Annotated in this window: 16 protein-coding genes and 1 riboswitch; of the genes, 6 read left to right on the top strand and 10 right to left on the bottom strand. The window is 31.6% G+C overall.

What is annotated here, in order from left to right; all coding sequences use genetic code 11:
- Positions 1–90: 90 nt before the first annotated feature.
- Complete coding sequence (locus HXZ69_RS12705) at positions 91–816, bottom strand: hypothetical protein (RefSeq protein ID WP_286496198.1); 726 nt, start codon at positions 814–816, stop codon at positions 91–93.
- A gap of 70 nt (positions 817–886) precedes the next feature.
- Positions 887–1120 carry a hypothetical protein gene (locus HXZ69_RS12700; RefSeq protein WP_171622699.1) on the bottom strand — a complete coding sequence of 78 codons (234 nt, stop codon included), beginning with the start codon at positions 1118–1120 and terminating at the stop codon, positions 887–889.
- 760 nt (positions 1121–1880) lie between these two features.
- Here HXZ69_RS12700 and HXZ69_RS12695 point away from each other — a divergent pair.
- The 3 genes from HXZ69_RS12695 to HXZ69_RS12685 all read left to right on the top strand — a co-directional run bounded on the left by HXZ69_RS12695 (position 1881) and on the right by HXZ69_RS12685 (position 3792).
- Positions 1881–2522 carry a DUF6266 family protein gene (locus HXZ69_RS12695; RefSeq protein WP_115001161.1) on the top strand — a complete coding sequence of 214 codons (642 nt, stop codon included), beginning with the start codon at positions 1881–1883 and terminating at the stop codon, positions 2520–2522.
- Positions 2523–3043: 521 nt separating this feature from the next.
- Positions 3044–3298, top strand: coding sequence for a helix-turn-helix domain-containing protein (locus tag HXZ69_RS12690; RefSeq protein WP_312067372.1), 255 nt, complete (start codon positions 3044–3046; stop codon positions 3296–3298).
- A 146-nt stretch (positions 3299–3444) separates the two neighbouring features.
- On the top strand, positions 3445–3792 hold the full coding sequence (locus HXZ69_RS12685; protein ID WP_125349230.1) for a hypothetical protein: 348 nt from the start codon (positions 3445–3447) through the stop codon (positions 3790–3792).
- Positions 3793–4045: 253 nt separating this feature from the next.
- Here the strand turns inward: HXZ69_RS12685 and HXZ69_RS12680 are convergent, their stop codons facing one another.
- Together HXZ69_RS12680 and HXZ69_RS12675 are read right to left on the bottom strand one after the other, a co-directional pair.
- Positions 4046–5995 (bottom strand): oleate hydratase, encoded by a 1950-nt coding sequence (locus HXZ69_RS12680; RefSeq protein WP_260542696.1) that lies wholly within the window; start codon positions 5993–5995, stop codon positions 4046–4048.
- A gap of 93 nt (positions 5996–6088) precedes the next feature.
- Positions 6089–6964, bottom strand: a complete 876-nt coding sequence (locus tag HXZ69_RS12675; RefSeq protein ID WP_286496197.1) for an AraC family transcriptional regulator — start codon at positions 6962–6964, stop codon at positions 6089–6091.
- A 292-nt stretch (positions 6965–7256) separates the two neighbouring features.
- On the opposite strand from HXZ69_RS12675, the gene HXZ69_RS12670 reads away from it, so the two are divergent.
- Positions 7257–8447: an MFS transporter gene (locus HXZ69_RS12670; RefSeq protein WP_286496195.1), complete on the top strand. Its 1191-nt coding sequence runs from the start codon at positions 7257–7259 to the stop codon at positions 8445–8447.
- Positions 8448–8456: 9 nt separating this feature from the next.
- Entirely contained in the window at positions 8457–8894 is a 438-nt protein-coding gene (locus HXZ69_RS12665; RefSeq protein WP_286496193.1) for a hypothetical protein, read from the top strand.
- Between the two features lie 195 nt (positions 8895–9089).
- On the opposite strand, the gene aceA is transcribed toward HXZ69_RS12665, so the two are convergent.
- Together aceA and aceB are read right to left on the bottom strand one after the other, a co-directional pair.
- Complete coding sequence (gene aceA, locus HXZ69_RS12660; protein WP_353655965.1) at positions 9090–10367, bottom strand: isocitrate lyase; 1278 nt, start codon at positions 10365–10367, stop codon at positions 9090–9092.
- A gap of 77 nt (positions 10368–10444) precedes the next feature.
- Positions 10445–12031, bottom strand: a complete 1587-nt coding sequence (gene aceB / locus HXZ69_RS12655) for a malate synthase A (RefSeq protein WP_286496192.1) — start codon at positions 12029–12031, stop codon at positions 10445–10447.
- Between the two features lie 117 nt (positions 12032–12148).
- Between aceB and HXZ69_RS12650 the strand changes: the two genes are divergently transcribed.
- On the top strand, positions 12149–13636 hold the full coding sequence (locus HXZ69_RS12650) for a helix-turn-helix domain-containing protein (RefSeq protein WP_180904730.1): 1488 nt from the start codon (positions 12149–12151) through the stop codon (positions 13634–13636).
- A 57-nt stretch (positions 13637–13693) separates the two neighbouring features.
- On the opposite strand, the gene HXZ69_RS12645 is transcribed toward HXZ69_RS12650, so the two are convergent.
- From HXZ69_RS12645 to HXZ69_RS12630, 4 genes are all read right to left on the bottom strand, one after another.
- A complete protein-coding gene (locus tag HXZ69_RS12645) occupies positions 13694–13939 on the bottom strand; it encodes a hypothetical protein (protein ID WP_286496191.1) in 246 nt (81 codons plus the stop codon).
- A gap of 43 nt (positions 13940–13982) precedes the next feature.
- Positions 13983–14082, bottom strand: a riboswitch (SAM-I-IV-variant riboswitch).
- A 68-nt stretch (positions 14083–14150) separates the two neighbouring features.
- Positions 14151–16040, bottom strand: a complete 1890-nt coding sequence (locus HXZ69_RS12640; protein WP_286496190.1) for an ABC-F family ATP-binding cassette domain-containing protein — start codon at positions 16038–16040, stop codon at positions 14151–14153.
- 34 nt (positions 16041–16074) lie between these two features.
- Complete coding sequence (locus HXZ69_RS12635) at positions 16075–17256, bottom strand: ABC transporter permease (protein ID WP_286496189.1); 1182 nt, start codon at positions 17254–17256, stop codon at positions 16075–16077.
- Positions 17257–17262: 6 nt separating this feature from the next.
- Complete coding sequence (locus HXZ69_RS12630) at positions 17263–18255, bottom strand: HlyD family secretion protein (protein ID WP_286496188.1); 993 nt, start codon at positions 18253–18255, stop codon at positions 17263–17265.
- Positions 18256–18257 lie beyond the last annotated feature (2 nt).

Genomic DNA, 18257 nt, shown 5'->3' with positions numbered 1-18257 from the left:
AATACATAAAGCTACTCCGGTTCCGTTCAACGGGCTTTCATCTCTAGCCCTCCGGGCAAGACGAAAGCTTAGTTATTGGTAGCAGTTTTTTTAACTAGGAATTACAACTTTTAAATTTAGTCTATCTTTCATTTCCAGCATTTTATTGTTTAAAATTTCATTATACTCTCTTTGAGTAATTATTTTTCTTTTATCCTTGAAAGGTTTTATTTTGATATTTTTATTATATTTCATTTCTTCTAGGATAACTTCTTGATTACCATTAAAGTTAATTTTAACAATTAATCCTTTTAAACCTAAAAGTCCAAACGGTAATATATTTTTTGAATAACTGTCATCATATAAAACTTCAATTGTATATTCTCTGTCTTTTGTTACTCCTTTTTCTATTTTTGTAAATTTAGCTTTTTTACATATACGTTCCAAACAAGAAATATTGTCTTCAATAATCTCCCAAGTAAAATCATTTTCATCAATTTTAATTACATAATCTCTTCTACTGTTTAATGTAATGTTATTTTTGTAATCATAAAAAAAATCACCTTGAGATTTTATAAATACTTCTGTTAAATCGAAGCTAGTACCTTGTGAATTATTTAATTTAGACTCGGCTTTAAAAGTTCCTATTGAATCATTTTGTTCAAGTATATATGTTATTGAATCGTCGAATTTTACCGAAATTCCTTTTTTACTTAATGCGGTGATTTTTTCAGAGTCATAAGCATTATAAAATTTATATATAAATGTATTAGCTTTTTCTTGAGCAAATAGATTATAAGTAAATAATAATAATATTAAAATTTTAATTGTTTTCATATTATAAATTATAATTAATATTTATTTTGATCCTTTAATTATTAAAGGATCAAAATAAAAAAAATAATGATTATCTATTCATATTGTTAAATGTACAAATATTGTACATAGCGTCTCCAAGTTCAATTAACTCATCTGAAGATAATCCTAAGTTAGCCTCTTCAAATACTTGTATTGTTAAAGATCTTTTTTCTTCACAATTTTCTTTTTGAATAATTGTTTTGGGTTCTTCAATCTTTTCATTTGAAGCAAAAGCAAGTGTTCCAATTAGCATAAAACCTAATGTAAAAACTAATTTTTTCATGTAATTTTTTTTAGTGTTAAATTAATTAATCTGCTTCCTGCAGTAGGTTGGGTTATTTCCCATATTGGTAATAATTTAATAAATCAATTTGTTTACAAAATACGATATAATCTCTTTAGTAGTGAGTGGCTATATTTGAGAAATTTGTAAAATGTTCTTCAAAACTATTTAAATAAACCGTAATTCTTCAACGTCATGCTGTTAAAAATTGCAACCAACATTGTTTTTTCACGAAACTGATCTAGCTTTTGTTTCGTAAAAAATCACCTATATCTGCATTTCGTAAAATTAGAAGCAAATATAATTATTTTCTTGTAAATAAGATATTTATAAAAACAATATTCATGTATCACGAAATAATTTAATGTAGAATGTAATAATGAATGTATGGATAGCGAAACAAAGTATTCTTGCATCATTTTATTTTTACAATTTCAATTTCCTCCCACTTTTGTTCGTGTTTTCTTCGACCGTTCTTCGACGAGAATGCCGTTTTTCCGAAGATTCGTCGAACAATGGTCGAACAATGGTCGAACAAGACCAAAATTGACCAAAAATTCAACTTCTCTCTAGCTCTTATAAATAGGAGGTTAGCGAGGTTTTTATTTTGTTATATTACTATTATTGTGTAAAAAGCAACTGGACAAAAGTGGACAAATGCGGGCAGAGCAGGGCAAATGCGGGCACAAAATTGTGTTTTTGTAAATGGTGTTGTTTCTGTTGCTAACTTTATGAATATTAACAATAAAAACTTGCAATTATGGCAGAAATTAAAAAAGGAATCCTTGGTGGATTCTCAGGAAAAGTAGGAACTGTAGTAGGCGTTAATTGGCGCGGCAAAGACATTATCCGTAGTTTGCCAAAAAAATCTAAAAGCCAACCTACTGATTTGCAATTGATGCAACAAATCAAATTTAAGAAAATTATTGGTTTTTTGCAACCAATTCGTCTTATTCTTAATTTATATTTTGGGAATAGAGTCGGGCTAAAATCGCGCTACAACATCGCGACTTCTTATATGCTGAACAATGCATTGGAAATGGAGAATGGTTTACCTGTTATTGTATTAGAGCGTGTATTGGTGTCGAAAGGCGATTTGGTTGGCTTTTTACAACCTACGATAGAGACGGCAGGTGGGGATAGTTTCCAAATGAATTGGGAAGATAATTCTGGGCAAGGCAATGCGCAACCTTCGGATTTTGTGAATCTTGTTTGTTATTGCGAGGAACTAAATTCGTTCGAAGTGTTTCAGAATGTTGTAACTCGTGATTCTATGATTATAGATGTTACTTTACCAACGTATTACAATGGCAAAAAAGTGAATTTTTGGGCGTTTCTGAATAGTGAAACAAAGGCTATGGCGAGTACCAGTATTTATCTTGGCGAGTATATGGTTGTGTAAAGGTAGTAGTGAGGTAGTAGTAAAATGAAGTTCGTTGATTGGAGTGATTTTTCGGTACAATACTTTGTTTAACGGCGTAGAAGAGTGAAGAAGAATCGTATCGAAAATAGAATTTTATAGATGTTGTTCAAATTTATTTTGACCACATAGAAACATAGTTTTAGTTGTGATGGCTTGTAAAAATTAGTTGAAAATACGAATAGGTAGACTACTAATTGGAAAGCAAAATCATTTGGTTCTATGTTTCTATGTGGTATTTTTTTTGCAAAGTGAATATGTGTTTTTTTTTCATCTTTATGTTTGGTGTAAAATTCTGGGAGAACCTTGCTTGTATTTATGGTTTTAATCCTAAAACTGTTCAACGATACATTGGTTTATTGTCGAACATAATCGATTTGAGTACTCTACAAAAAGTAGGGTGATAGCTAGATTTCGTGTAAAGGAATATTGTTTGTTTGGTAAATATTTGGTTATTAAGTATTTATTTTATAAATTAGTACATCTTAACATCAACTAAATATATGAAAAATGATTTATTTTTACAAAACGATGGAGAGGCATTAAAGGATATGAAGCTCCTGCTGATAGAATTCCAAAAAACTTTTCTACTATTAGAAGAAAATCAGAAATTCTATGATAACGCAGACCTAAAAAGTTTGCTTAACGTGAGTGACAAAACGTTGTATAGGATGAGGAAAACGAATAAGATTCCTTATATAAAATTTGGAAATAAATTTTATTATCCAAAACAGTTCTTTAACCAAATGGCTCTTTGATAAGAGCTTTTTTTGTGGGGTGTTGGGAGTGGTTGAGATTTTGTATATTGGAATGTTGTTGAATGAAATATAGAAATGACAACTTTTTTGTAAAACAGGTTTTGTTTATTCTTGTAAAGAAATATTGTTAAGTTTAATTTTGTAAAATGACCCTGACTGATAGTATTGGAAAAATTATAACCGAAATAAAATATTGTTATAACCCAGAAAATAAATATGGATTACAGGAGTTTGAGTCTTTTATAAAAATTGATAATGATAAACTAATTCAAATTCCTTACTTTCCAACAGAAGAATGGAATGAAAGTGAAACTTTAAAAAAGTTTGAATTAGCAAGGAAAGTTGAATCTAAACCAATAGAATTAATTTTAAATTTAAAAATCATTAATTATCATTTTAAATATTTCGAAAATGAACTTGATGAAATGGAGAAAGCAATAATTGAGCTTGAAAATGGACTATATATTACTGAGAAAATGGACCATTTGGATTAACTGATGTTGATTTGCATAGTATGCATACAATAGAATTTCTAAAATTAAAGGAAAATATTGAATCAGAATTTGAAATAAAACCTTTAATAATTCAATAATAATATCACTATAGCTAATATTTATTAATAAAAGCTGGTATAGTTTTTAAATAGAAAAAATATAGTAATACTCAAAAAGCTTCTAAATCACTAAAGATTTAGAAGCTTTTATTGGTTTTATAGTATTGGTATTCAGGATTGAATTGAGGGTGATTTTAACCTCTAAAATGTCCTACCCATTCTTTGAATTTACCAAATTGTTCTAATAGAAAAGATTCTTTTTCTTCTTCCTCTTGAGGAGAATCTGATCCAATAGGTAGAATATGTTCAAAATAAGTTCCTTTTAAAACTTTATTCAATAAACCTTCACCCATAAATGGTTTATCATCGTTCAACGTTTTAGTTGCTTTTAATAAATGACGAATGTCGTATTGTAATGGATTAATGTCTGGAACTTGCTTATTTAAATTAAGTAATTCATAAACTGCAATACGTGCGGTACGAACAGAACTTTCCATTGTGAAAACTACATCGTTATTGGTTTCTACAAATTGACCAACTAAACCTAGATTCTTACACTCAGCTGGAACTACTTGTGGGCGATCTCCTTTTGCTCTAGGCATAAACATAGATGTGATGTAAGGCATATAAGCAGAACGAGTGATTGTATTCTCAATAACGTCATCTATTTGGTCTTCAATTCCTAAATGATAACATAATTCTGTTAGGATTTCGTTTCCTGTACAAGTAGGCATTGTTTTCTTGATGTAGTTTCCTTCTTTATCCATAAATAATGCATAAACCCAAAGAACTAAAATATCATCTGGTTGTGTAGGAAAATGTGGTTGACGATTACAAGTAAAACTCATTAACCAATTAGAATCTGTAATGGTAATAATTCCACCTGTAACAGTTTGACCTGAATATGGATCATTAACAGAATATTCTTTTAGTTTTTCTACTAATGCAGAAGGTTTACAAGTTAAAGTAACAGATTCCCATGAAGATTTTTCAATATTCCCACAAAATTTTTCTGGACGACCAAAAACAGGAGATTTAGCAGAAAGGTTTTTCCATAGTTTCCATCCTGCACTTTGACCACTAGTATTATTATCTATCGCTAAAACTGGTGCCGTTGTATTATCTCCATACGCAGTATCTTCAGTCATAGAACCAGTAGTTACAATAACATAATCATTTGGTGTAACAGGAATAATTACATCTTGTCCATCTTGTTCTGTTATAATTCCTTTGACTACTTTTCCTTCTGTATTAATTAATAAATCTAAATCTTTAACCAGTGTATTTAACTGAATTTTTACTCCTTTTTCTTTTAACCATTTACCTAATGGCGTAACAAAAGTGTCGTATTGATTGTATTTAGGGAACACCAATGAAGAAAGATCATTTAAACCATCAATCGCATGTAAAAAGCGATGCATATATAATTTGAATTCTAGTAAACTATGCCAATTCTCAAAGGCAAACATTGTGCGCCAAAATGTCCAGAAATTACTTTCTAAGAATGATTGATTAAAATAATCTTCAATCGTTATGTCGTCCAATTCTTCTTTTTTCTTCAACAAAAGTTTGATAATAGCTAATTGATCTTTCTTATTTAAACCAAATTTACTAAAGTCTTTTACTTTCCCTTTTTCATGAATTAAACGTGCAATAGAATAATTAGAATCATTATCATTTACTAATCTATATTCGTCTAAAACACTATAAGGTTCTGGTAACTCTAATGCAGGAATGTCTTGGAAAATATCCCATAAATTCTCGTAGGTACAATCCATTTCTCGACCTCCTCGAATTATGTAACCATCTTTTGCATTTCCAGCTCCATCTAACGAACCTCCTTCAACCTGAAGTTGTTCTATAAATGTGATATTCTCTGGAGTGAAATGTCCGTCTCTAATAAAATAATAGGCAGTAGCTAAACCTGCAATACCACTTCCCACAATATATACCTTACTGTCCTTATAAGATTTTGTAGGAATTCCTTTATTGCGTTGGTAATTTCCTATCTGATCAGAGAAAGGATAAGATTTTTCTGGAGTGTTTCTTGGTGTTTCTTTACTTGCATCTGGTTGATGATCAATATTTCCGTAGATTGTAGAATGATTTAAAACGTTGTCAAATTTTGAAGTAACTTTATCCATAATTATTTTTTTTAAGATTCTAGAATAAAATTACGCTTTATTATTTTTCTAAAGTATCCCGAAATTCGTCATTTGTATCCCAAATTTCTTTTTTTATATATGTTGTTGTTTTCTATATTGTTGAGGAGAAATTGAAGTGTATTTTTTAAAAAACCGACCAAAAGATGAAGAAGAGTTGAAACCTAGATCTAATGCTATTTGGACAATTGTTTTCTCTGAGTAGCCAAGCAAAACATACGCTTCTTTTAATAAATACTCGTCAATAATAACATGTGGAGTTTTCTTAGTTGCTTTTTTTACAAGGTGAATCAAATATTTATTTGTAATAAACAATTGATCTGCATAAAACTGTACGTCTTTGTGAGCGATAACATTTTCTTGAACAAGTTGTGTAAACTTACAAAATAGAGTGTTGATTTCGCGGGAATAATTTTTATTTACTTTTGAATATTGTTCAGCAATTATAGAGGCAGATTCAAGAAGTAAAGTAAAAATAATCGATCGAATAATATCTTCTAAGAACAAAACATTTCTTTCTCGTTGTTCTTGAAGATAATTGATTAACATTAAAAGATGATTCGCATCTTTTTTATTTGCCTTACAAACTGTAAAGTTTTGATGTGTAAACAAATTAAGTTTATCAATAAAGAAAGGATTAGAAATGTTTTTAAGGAGAAAATTTTTCTCAAAAAACAACAATTTCATTCTAAAATTAGAGTTAGTATCTAGAATTTTCAAAACAGTAGAAGGAGCAGAAATCAAGAATTCGTTTTGAGTAATACAATATTTCTGAGAATCTATCTCAACTTCTATTGAGCCAGATAAACAAATACAAAATGCATAAAAGTCGATTCGAAATGATCTTTCAGGAAAAGCAAAAATTGGATTTCCTGATGAGATATAATATAGTTTATTACAATTTACGCCATAAAAAGACAAGGTCTCTTTTAGGTTTTCATAGTTTTTCATGCTTGAAAATAATAGTTGGTCAGATCGTTTTTTAGGGTAGTAGAATTGATATAGCAAAAATAAGAATTATTTAGTAAGTAATTAAATACAATAAGGTATTTTAACTGTATTCTAATGTAAAAGTTATTTTCATATCAACTAAGTAGTTCTTAAATAAGAAATTTCATGAATATAATCAATGAAATATCGGCTAACAATGTTGAATGATGTAGTAATTTTTTGTAACAAGTAATACTTTTGGATTGTGTAGTTTGTTTCGGTTAAGATAAATTACCTTTGCAAAAAATCCGTTATGTTTTCTGCCATTAATAAAAAATTAAATTCAGATCCCGTTTATAATCTCCATTTTATTTTAATGTGTTTGAGTTCGTTGTTGTTTTCAGCGAGTTTTAATATGATGATTCCCGAGCTACCTGCTTATTTAAGCAGCATGGGAGGAGCAGAATACAAAGGATTTATTATTGCATTATTTACCTTGACAGCGGGAATTTCGAGACCTTTTAGTGGAAAATTAACCGATAAAGTGGGGCGGGTACCTATTATGGCAGTCGGTTCTATTGTCTGTTTTGTGTGCGGAATTTTATATCCTGTTTTAACAACCGTTTCAGGTTTTTTATTTTTGAGATTGGTACACGGCTTTTCGACAGGTTTCAAACCCACTGCAACAGCAGCTTATATTGCAGATATTATTCCGCGCGAACGTTGGGGCGAAGCATTGGGCTTGCACGGAATTTGTTTCAGTATCGGAATGGCAATTGGACCTGCATTGGGAAGTACAATTACATTATATACATCGATTAATGTGATGTTTTTTACGTCTTCGTTTTTCGCATTATTATCGATATTGATTTTATTCAATATGAAAGAGACCTTGCAAAATAAACAGAAATTTTCGTTCGGATTACTAAAGATTTCGAAGCAAGATGTTTTTGCAAAAGAAGCTTTGCCAGCGGCATTGATTACGTTTCTTTCGTATGTTGCTTATGGTTCTATATTGACATTAATTCCAGATTGGACCGAACATTTAGGTTTTCAAAATAAAGGCGTTTTCTTTATCGTATTTACAATATCATCTATGATGGTTCGTTTCTTTGCAGGTAAGATATCTGACCAAAAAGGGCGTGTGTTGGTGATAAAATTAGGCTTAGTTTTATTGATTATTGCATTGGTACTTTTGGCTTCTATTGATGCAAAAATAGGGTTGATTTTAGGAGGTTTGATGTATGGCATTTCAACCGGAATTCTTTCTCCTGCACTAAATGCATGGACAATAGATTTTAGCAAACCTGATGAACGTGGAAAGGCAATGGCAACGATGTATATTGCGTTGGAAGCGGGGATAGGATTTGGAGCATTGTGCGCGGGTTGGTATTTTCAGGATTATTTGGATCGTATTCCGATGGTGATTTATGTTTCGGCATTTATTTGTCTTTTGGGAACCATTTACATGCTGAAATTTAAGAATAAGCCTCAAACAATTTAATTGAAAGAAATGAAAGCAGAATTATATCAATTTATAGCACAACAAATCGACGATAAGATAACGTATTTGAATGGTTTGATTGACGATTTACGTGCTTCAAACAACGATACTAAAAGTAGTATGGGTGATAAGTATGAAACGTCGCGCGAAATGATGCAACAGGAAATTACTCGAATTCAAAATCAATTGAATGAAGTTTTAATTCAGCAAGACGTGTTTTCTAAAATAAAAATTGTGGAGAACAAAACCATTGGTTTAGGTAGTTATGTTGAAACTACGATGGGAAATTTCTGTATGGCGTGTAGTTTTGGGGAAATTATTTTCGAGAATAAAAAGATTTTTGTTCTATCAACTCAAACCCCTTTGGCTAGAATCTTAGTTGGGAAATCGGAAAAAGATTCGTTCGAAATGAATGGAAAGTCGTTTCAGATTATGAAAGTTGATTGATAATTTTGAATGAAAATATGTGAACAATATCCCCTTGAGGAGATTATAGAGGTGTTTTTTTGAATGCTAAATTTAACGGAATTTAGCCTGACCATAAATAAAAATATATCTTTTAAGGATGTCGTAAAGAAGTCAAAATCAAAAATAAAAAAAGGACGTAGTTGCGGTACGTCCTTTTTAATTGAAAAGTATGTATTAGAATTGTGCGGCTTCCGTACTTTCGGCCATTGCCGTAGTAGACGAAATGCCTTGTTGCACTGTGTTTTGTACGTAATCGAAATATTGTGTTCCTACAAAAGATTGGTGTTTTACAGCTGCAAAACCTTCTTCTTGTAACGCAAATTCTCTTTCTTGTAATGCCGAATATCCCGCCATTCCTTTGGCTTTGTAAGCACGTGATAACTCGAACATAGAGGTATTCATCGCATGAAAACCAGCTAAAGTGATAAATTGGAATTTGTATCCCATTTCAGCTAAATCTTCGCGAAATGTTTCCATTTGAGCTTCTGTTAAATGTTTTGCCCAGTTAAATGAAGGTGAACAATTATAAGCTAACATCTGATTTGGATATTTTTCTCGAATTGCTTGTGCAAATTCTCTTGCCATTCCAAGATCTGGATTAGATGTTTCCATCCAAATTAAATCAGCATAAGGCGCATAGCTTAAACCTCGATTAATTCCTTGTTCCAAACCATTTCTCACATTGTAAAAACCTTCAGAAGTTCTACTTCCTTGTATAATAAAAGGTTGATCTCTTTCGTCAATATCCGAAGTAATCAAATTCGCAGCTTCTGCATCAGTTCTGGCAACCAATAGAGTAGGAACGCCGGAAACATCTGCTGCTAAACGCGCTGCAACCAATTTGTTAATCGCTTCTTGTGTCGGAACTAAAACTTTTCCACCAAGATGACCACATTTTTTGGCTGATGATAATTGATCTTCGAAATGAACGCCAGCAGCACCAGCTTCTATCATTTGTTTCATCAATTCATAAGCATTCAAGTTTCCTCCAAATCCAGCTTCTGCATCGGCAACAATTGGTACCATATAATCAATGTTTCCTTGACCTGTTACAGATTGTATTTCATCGCGACGACGCAACGCATTGTTAATACGTTTTATCACCATCGGAACCGAATTGGCTGGATACAATGATTGATCTGGGTACATTTCTGCCGAAAGATTTGCATCTGCAGCAACTTGCCATCCCGAAAGATAAATTGCATCCAAACCAGCTTGCACTTCTTGTATGGCTTGATTACCATTCAAAGCGCCTAAACCCGCCATAAATGCCTTCGAATTTAAGCCTTCCCAAAGTTTCTTAGAACCTAATCTTGCTAAAGTGTAATCGATGTCCAAAGAACCTCTTAATCGAATTACATCTTCTGCTGAATAAGGACGAACAATGTCTGTCCAGCGTGGATTAGTTTCCCAATCCTGCCGAATCTTCTGAATTCTTTCTTGATTGCTCATAATTGTGTTTTTTGTGTTTTGTTTATGAATGTGTGTTGTGTGTGTATTTCTTTTTGTGTGTGTCTGGTTATAAGGGCTTAATCAATATACTTATAGGCTTCTAATGTTAAAAATTCGGTAAACTTGTGCGATAAAACTAATTCGTCAAAGATTGAAATAGCTTCTTCAAATCTTCCGTTCAAATAGTTTTCCTCACCAACTAATTCTTTTATTTTTTGAACCTCTTCGGCTCTTAATTTTTTGTATTTGTCACTATTAAATTCGCATCCGTTTTCTAACGTAATCGACTGGCTTAACCATTGCCAAACCTGCGTACGAGAGATTTCTGCTGTTGCTGCGTCTTCCATTAAGTTATATAAAGCTGCGGCACCTTTTCCAGATAACCAACTTTCGATGTATAAAATTCCGACATTAATATTGTCTCTAATTCCTTGTTCTGTAACTGTTCCTTTTGGCAATTCTAACAAAGCCTCGGCAGTTGTTACAACATCTTCTCGCTTATTGTCAATTTGATTAGCTTGTGGCATATATTCGTCAAAAATATCTTTTGCGACTTTTACCAAAGCAGGATGCGCAACCCACGTTCCATCGTGTCCATTTTTTACTTCGCGAAGTTTATCATTCTTCACTTTTTCAAAGGCAATTTCATTGGCTTTTTCATCATTCTTAATCGGAATTTGAGCAGCCATTCCACCAATTGCATGTATGTTTCGTTTATGACAACGTTGAATAACTGCTTGCGAATATGCAGCCATAAAAGGCGAAGTCATCGTAACTTGTGAACGATCTGGAACAATAAAATTTGGGTGTTTCTTAAATTTTTTGATATAAGAAAATATATAATCCCAACGACCGCAGTTAAGGCCTGCGATGTGGTCTTTTAATTCGTAAATAATTTCATCTAACTGAAAAGAAGCTGTTATAGTTTCGATCAAAACTGTAGCTTTAATCGTAGCTTGTGGAATGTTTAAATAATTTTGTGCGAAAACAAAAACATCGTTCCACCAGCGTGCTTCTAGGTGATGTTCTAATTTAGGAAGATAGAAATAAGGCCCACTTTGCTTGGAAAGTAACGTGTGTGCATTATGGAAAAAATATAAACCAAAGTCAAATAGTGAGCCTGATATTTCTTGTTTATCTATTATGATATTCTTTTCATTCAAATGTAAACCTCTCGGTCTTACAAGCAAGACAGCAGTTTTTTCGTTTAATTGATACTTTTTTCCATTATTTTCCAATGAAATAGTACCATTTACTGCATCTCTTAAATTTTGTTGTCCTTGAAGATTGTTATCCCACGTTGGAGAATTGCTATCTTCAAAATCGGCCATAAATGTTTTAGCGCCAGAATTTAACGCGTTAATTACCATTTTACGGTCAACTGGACCAGTTATTTCAACGCGTCTGTCTTGTAAATCAGCTGGAATAGGAGCTGCTGTCCAATCCCCATTTCTGATTTCTTTTGTTTCTGACAAAAAAGTTGGAAAATTACCCAAATCAAAAAAGATTTGTCTTTCTTGTCGATTCGCCAAAAGTTCTAAACGTCTTTCATTGAAATTTTTGTGTAAAGCTGTTAAAAATTTAACTGCTTCGGTTGTCAAAACATCTGGATAACTATCCAGCTTATTCTGCGATAATTTTAATTCACTTGTAATAGTATCCATTTTTTGTGTTTTTGTTGTAATTTTGGTTTTGGTTATTCGAGCGGAATTTTACTTTCAGCGAACGTTCGCTAAATTATAAAAATTCGTTTACATTTACCAAATATTTTTGAAAAAATTATGCAAGAAGAATACATTAAATTAATTTTTGGGTTAAAACTAAAACAAGTTAGAACGGCTAAAGATTTGTCATTGTTTAAGTTATCTAAGCTAACTGGACTTTCGAAATCGTATTTGAATGAGATCGAAAAAGGTAAAAAATATCCAAAAACTGATAAAATTGTTGCTCTTGCCGAAGCGTTGGAAATTCCTTACGATGAGATAGTTTCATTAAAATTGGATAAAAATTTAGCACCAGTCGCTGAGATTTTACAATCAAATTTATTACAAGAAATTCCTTTGGAACTCTTCGGAATTGAAGAAAGAGATTTAATTGAGATCATTTCTAACGCACCAATGAAGGTAAATGCATTTATTTCTACGTTGATTGAAATAGGTAATAATTACAATCTTACGCGCGAAAGTTTTTTCTTGGCTTCGTTGAGGTCTTTTCAGGAAGCAAATGATAATTATTTTCCTGAAATTGAAAAATCAGCAAAAAGTTTTTTACAAGAATATTTGATTGAATCTGAAGATTTTGTAAAAAATGAAACGATGGAAGAAATTCTGAAAGAGGAATATAATTATACCATTCTTTATGAAGATTTCACTTCTTTAGGAGGGAAGGATTTAGCGAAATTGCGTTCTATTTTTATCAAAGAGAAAAAACTTTTGTATATCAATATCAATTCTGATAATGATCAAAAACGATTTATTCTGGCGAAAGAATTAGGCTATAATTACCTTGATTTGAAGGAGCGTTTGTATACATTTTCGTGGGCAAGTTTCGATAATTTTGATCAATTGTTAAACAATTTTTATGCATCTTATTTTGCTGGAGCGTTGTTGTTACCAGAAGAAAAATTGTTGAAGGATATGCAGAATTTGTTTGCTATAGAGCATCATGATTTGTCTAAATTTCAAGAAATTCTTGGAAAATATACCGAATCTCCTGAGACGGTTTATCAACGAATGACAAATTTGTTACCCAAACATTTTAATATTCGTGATTTGTTTTTCTTGCGTTTGTCAGCAAAAGTTGGCTCAAATTCATATAAATTAACGAAAGAACTTCACCTTAATCAACAACAATCGCCACAAGCAAATGAAACGGATGAGCATTATTGTCGTCGTTGGGTTTCGTTAAATGTTTTGAAAGAATTGGAAAAACATCAAGATGATCATCATGAGATTTCTGCACAAATTTCGTTGTATCCGTTCAATAATAATCAAAAATATTATGTAATTTCTTCAGCAACGAAAGATCCATTCAATCCAAATTATTTAAGAAGCGTAACGATAGGTGTGTTGTACAAATCAGCACAACGTAAAATTAAATTTATGAATGACCCATCAATTCCTGTAAAAGAAGTTGCGGTTACATGCGAAAATTGTGGGATGAAAGATTGTGCAGAACGTGTTGCTGAACCAATTCGTTTTGAAAAAGATATCCGAAATAAACGATTAAATGTTACGATTAATGATTTTATAAAAGAGCAGAGTAAGTAATATTGTCTACCATAAAATAAAAAGGAAAACTTGTTTCAAGTTTTCCTTTTTTTATGTTTAATCTAAATATTCTAATCTATTTTCAATTAATATTACATAATGTTGAAGCGAAAATGTGTTTCCTCTTTCTATGGTTGTGCTATCAAAATTACGGTATTGTAATTCGTCAAATAATGTTTTGACATAACATCTTCTTGCAGAATTCCAAGAACTGTTTCCTACATTTTGATTAAAGCGATCGACTAATTCGTTGTCAGTTAATTCACGGAATAATACGACAAATTCATTTTTTAGATTTTCCATTGTTTTAATTTTTTAATGATAAAAACAACAGGATAGAGTGGAGAATAACCTTTTATTTTGGCGTTTGCCCTCATTCTATACCACCGTAGCGTGGTTTTGGCTCGGTTGGTGTTCTGACTTTTCAGAAACTCCTGATGATTGATAGAGTAAATGTAGGAATAAATTTTTAAAACAAAAAAAGGAACTCAAAAAAAGTTCCTTTTCAATATTTTTATTCGCTTAATTCTAACCAACGAAATTCTTTTTCTTCTAATTCGTTTACAATTTTTTGAAGTTCCTCTCCAATAGTTGCGATTTTGTCATAACCTAAATTTGGGTCGGAAAGTAAATTCGTTAATTCTTCTTTTTTGGCTTCAAGAATTGGTAAAGATTTATTAATTTCTTCTAATTCTCGTTGTTCTTTAAACGATAATTTTTTTGGTTTTGTCTCTACAACTTTCTCTTTCGATTCAACTTTTTCCTGAATAACGATTTCTTTTTCAATCTTTTTATCGTCAGTTACAGGCTTGTTTTTATTCTCGATGTGATATTCTGTATATGTTCCCATATAACGAGAAATTTTTCCTTCGCCTTCAAAAATCATCAATTCATCGACCACCTTATCCATAAAATATCTATCGTGGGAAACAACTAATAAACAACCTTGATATTCTTCTAAGAAACTTTCAAGAACCGTTAAAGTAGGTAAATCTAAATCGTTTGTTGGCTCATCAAGAATCAAAAAGTTAGGATTTTTGTACAAAATTGCTAATAATTGCAGACGTTTTTTCTCTCCACCACTCAACTTTGAGATGAATGTATGTTGTTGTTCTGGCGTAAATAAAAACATTTCTAAGAATTGTTCTGCACGCATTTCTTTTCCATTAGAAAGAGGGAAAAAATCTGCAATATCTTTCACAAACTCAATGACACGTTCGTCGCCTTTAAATTCTATTCCATCTTGTTTAAAGTGTCCGATATTTAAGGTTTCTCCACGTTCAATTGTTCCAGAATCCATAGTTTCGATTCCTTCTAACATTTTTAAGAAAGTGGTTTTTCCAACACCATTTTTTCCGACTAAACCAATTTTTCCACCACGAGCGAATATATAAGAGAAATCATCTAAAATTTTCTTTTGACCAAATGCTTTCGAAACATGTTCCATTTCGATGATTTTTTGACCCAAACGCGTCATCACCATTTCTAATTTTACTTGTTGATCGACAATTTTATGTTTAGCCACTTTTTCAGTATCATAAAACGCATCAATACGAGATTTAGACTTTGTTGTACGCGCTTGTGGTTGACGACGCATCCATTCAATCTCTTTACGATAAAGGTTTTTCGCTTTGTCAATTGTCGCATTTTGATTTTCGATACGCAATGCTTTATTCGTAATATAAGTTTCGTAATTTCCCGAATGTACATACAATGTTTTGTCCTCCATTTCGAGAATTTTGGTACAAATTGCATCTAAGAAATAACGATCGTGCGTAACCAAAATCAATGTTTTGTTTTCTTTGTTCAAGAAATATTCAAGCCATTCCACCATTTCAATATCCAAATGGTTGGTAGGCTCATCCAAAATCAAAAGAACATATCCAGTTTCGAAACTTAAATCAATCAAAAATTTTGCTAAAGAAATACGTTTTCGCTGACCTCCAGAAAGTTTTCCAATTTTTTGCTCCAAGAAATCAATCTTCAATTTTGATAAAATTTCCTTGATTGTTGGTTCAACTTTCCATGCATCTAAAACATCCATTTTTCCCATTAAATCAATTAAATCAGGATTTGTTGGATCATTTTCGATCATGTTTTCATATTGACGAACAATATCTAAAACTTCATTCGAATGATTGAAAATATATTCTTCACTTTTTAAATTTTCGTCAAAGTCATCACTTTGATCTAACATCAAAATTTTAACACCTTTATTTGGGCGAACTTCGCCAGAATCAGCCGTTTCTAATCCAGCTAAAATTTTAAGTAAAGTAGATTTCCCACTTCCGTTTTTTGCTACGAATGCGATTTGGTCTCCTTCATTCACATGAAAATTTACATCTTCAAACAAAGTTCGGATTCCATATGATTTGGTTAGATTTTCAACTGTAAGAAAATTCATGGTTTATTATCTGTTTTGTAGTTAAAAAAAGATGCTAAATCTTTTCTGTTCCGATTTGTTTCATCGATTGTTTAGCTTTTCTTATTTTAACGATTAGAATAGCCAAAGATAAGATAAAGCAAATACTTCCTATTACAATTAGATTATTTAAATGTGGTTGAATTAACGCAGGATCGCCTTTTTCGATGAAAAGTATTCGGAATATTTTCAAATAATGTGTTAATGGAATGCAATCTGCAATTGCTTGAATCCATTTTGGCATTTGACTTAAAGGCCATGTAAATCCACTTAAAATAAAACTTGGTGTTGCAACAACCATCAAAACTTCGGTTGCTTTTAATTGGCTTGGAAGGAGAATGCTGACTAAAAATCCTAAAAAACAAACGGCTAAAATAAATGCAAGAGAAGAAGTGAAGAATGGCCAAAATTCGGTCTCTAATTTCATGTCATAAAACATTCCGAACCAGTAATACAGCATATATATAAATACTGACATAAATAAATAAGGGAAAGTTTTGACGAATAAAATGGTAAAAGGATTGGATGATTTTAAGATCAATTCATTAAATGTCCTATTCTCAAATTCTGAAGCAAATGAAAGTGCTAAACCTAATAATAAAACCTGTTGTAATACGGTTAATAAAACACCTGGAAGCATAAAATATAAGTAGTTTCCACTTCTGATATTTTGACGAATCATCGTTGATTTGAATGGTTCGTAGCTTTGTGTTGCAATATATTCAGGAACGCCTTGTTTCCGAGCTGTTTCTATCGAAATTCCGGCTTTCATTGTTGTTAAAACTGTCGTAATTGCGATTGCCGCTGTATTAGAAGTTAACGTGTTTGAAGCATCTACAAAATAAGCGATTTCGGGTAATTTTTTTTGTTGTACATCAGATTGAAAGTTTCGAGGAATAACAACCACAACTTCAGCTCCGATTGCTAAAGCTTTATTCTTAGAATCAAACGTTGAAGGTAAAACTTCAGCAACTTTCACCGATTCATTTTCATCTAACATCTGAATAATTTTCTGACTTGTCGTCGTATGATCTTCATCTACAACAATAATTGGTAAATCGGTTACATTCCCTTTTTTATAAACATTTCCGATCAGAACACCATACATAATAGGTGCTCCCAAGAATAAAATTGGTAAAACAGGATTCTTGAAGAAAAGTTTGAATTCTCGTATAATTAAATGAAAAATCGTTTTCATCAGAATTTATTTAGCATTAAGATCTAAAACTACATTTGCTTTTGTCAATAGTTGAGTAGCTTGTTTATAGTCAACAGGAACAACTTTCACTTCATATTGCGATTGTTGTTGATCAATATCAGGATAAGCAGTCGAAATATTTGCATACGAATTAAGCACTTTTATCGAAACAATTTTACCTTTCAAAACCATATTATTTTTATAAGGAACTTTTAAATTGACGATTTGATTTTTTTGCAATTGTCCGATTTTATTCTCAGGAATTGTAAATCTAAAAAATGTAGTTTCTTCCAAAATCCCGTTTGCAATAGAATATCCAGCCAAAGCTAATTCTCCAACTTTTAGATTAATTGTTTCAACCGTCATATCTTGTGGTGCTTTGATGTGTCTTTCCGCCTCAGCAACATCTACTTCTTGCAAAGCTCCCAAAGCACGCTCTTTTTGTCCCAAAGCCATTCGTTGTTGTTCTACACGCGCTCCATTTTCGGCATCAGCTAATTCCGCTTTTGCAGCTAAATATTGATTTTTAGCACCTTGATATTTAGCATAAACTTCATCATAACTTTGTTGCGGAACAAGACTATCTCGAAGCATATTTTTTAGTCTATGATTTGATTTTTCTGCATAATCTAATTGTTCTTTCAAACCAGCAACTTTTGCACGCAATTGTTTCAATTGATTATCTGTAGCACCTTTTTTTGACATTTCGTATTGAGCTTCGGCAGAATTTACAGCACCTTCTGCTTGACTTTTCTTCGCATCAACTTCTGGTAACTGTAAGACAAAAAGCGTTTGTCCTTTTTTTACTTCATCACCTTCGTGAATTAATATTTGATCTATTTTTCCTGGAATTTTTGTTACAACGCTAATTTGATCGCGCTCAATTTTACCTTGAAAAATAGTTTGCTCTTCTTTTCTATTTTCCTTGTCAGATGATTTACAATTTGTAAAAAGTATTAATCCGCTTAAAGCAAAAATATAGGATAATTTATTTTTCATGA

The organism is Empedobacter sp. R132-2 (genome assembly GCF_030324375.1).
GTDB classification, from domain to species: domain Bacteria; phylum Bacteroidota; class Bacteroidia; order Flavobacteriales; family Weeksellaceae; genus Empedobacter; species Empedobacter falsenii_B.
Note: the sequence above shows the minus strand (reverse complement) of the source record. Positions and strands in the feature narration are given on the sequence as shown.

Bases quoted from the DNA above. Each gene is read 5' to 3' on its own strand.
- HXZ69_RS12705 (WP_286496198.1), bottom strand. From the start codon at position 816: ATGAAAACAATTAAAATTTTAATATTATTATTATTTACTTATAATCTA.
- HXZ69_RS12700 (WP_171622699.1), bottom strand. From the start codon at position 1,120: ATGAAAAAATTAGTTTTTACATTAGGTTTTATGCTAATTGGAACACTT.
- HXZ69_RS12695 (WP_115001161.1), top strand. From the start codon at position 1,881: ATGGCAGAAATTAAAAAAGGAATCCTTGGTGGATTCTCAGGAAAAGTA.
- HXZ69_RS12690 (WP_312067372.1), top strand. From the start codon at position 3,044: ATGAAAAATGATTTATTTTTACAAAACGATGGAGAGGCATTAAAGGAT.
- HXZ69_RS12685 (WP_125349230.1), top strand. From the start codon at position 3,445: ATGACCCTGACTGATAGTATTGGAAAAATTATAACCGAAATAAAATAT.
- HXZ69_RS12680 (WP_260542696.1), bottom strand. From the start codon at position 5,995: ATGGATAAAGTTACTTCAAAATTTGACAACGTTTTAAATCATTCTACA.
- HXZ69_RS12675 (WP_286496197.1), bottom strand. From the start codon at position 6,964: ATGAAAAACTATGAAAACCTAAAAGAGACCTTGTCTTTTTATGGCGTA.
- HXZ69_RS12670 (WP_286496195.1), top strand. From the start codon at position 7,257: ATGTTTTCTGCCATTAATAAAAAATTAAATTCAGATCCCGTTTATAAT.
- HXZ69_RS12665 (WP_286496193.1), top strand. From the start codon at position 8,457: ATGAAAGCAGAATTATATCAATTTATAGCACAACAAATCGACGATAAG.
- aceA (WP_353655965.1), bottom strand. From the start codon at position 10,367: ATGAGCAATCAAGAAAGAATTCAGAAGATTCGGCAGGATTGGGAAACT.
- aceB (WP_286496192.1), bottom strand. From the start codon at position 12,031: ATGGATACTATTACAAGTGAATTAAAATTATCGCAGAATAAGCTGGAT.
- HXZ69_RS12650 (WP_180904730.1), top strand. From the start codon at position 12,149: ATGCAAGAAGAATACATTAAATTAATTTTTGGGTTAAAACTAAAACAA.
- HXZ69_RS12645 (WP_286496191.1), bottom strand. From the start codon at position 13,939: ATGGAAAATCTAAAAAATGAATTTGTCGTATTATTCCGTGAATTAACT.
- HXZ69_RS12640 (WP_286496190.1), bottom strand. From the start codon at position 16,040: ATGAATTTTCTTACAGTTGAAAATCTAACCAAATCATATGGAATCCGA.
- HXZ69_RS12635 (WP_286496189.1), bottom strand. From the start codon at position 17,256: ATGAAAACGATTTTTCATTTAATTATACGAGAATTCAAACTTTTCTTC.
- HXZ69_RS12630 (WP_286496188.1), bottom strand. From the start codon at position 18,255: ATGAAAAATAAATTATCCTATATTTTTGCTTTAAGCGGATTAATACTT.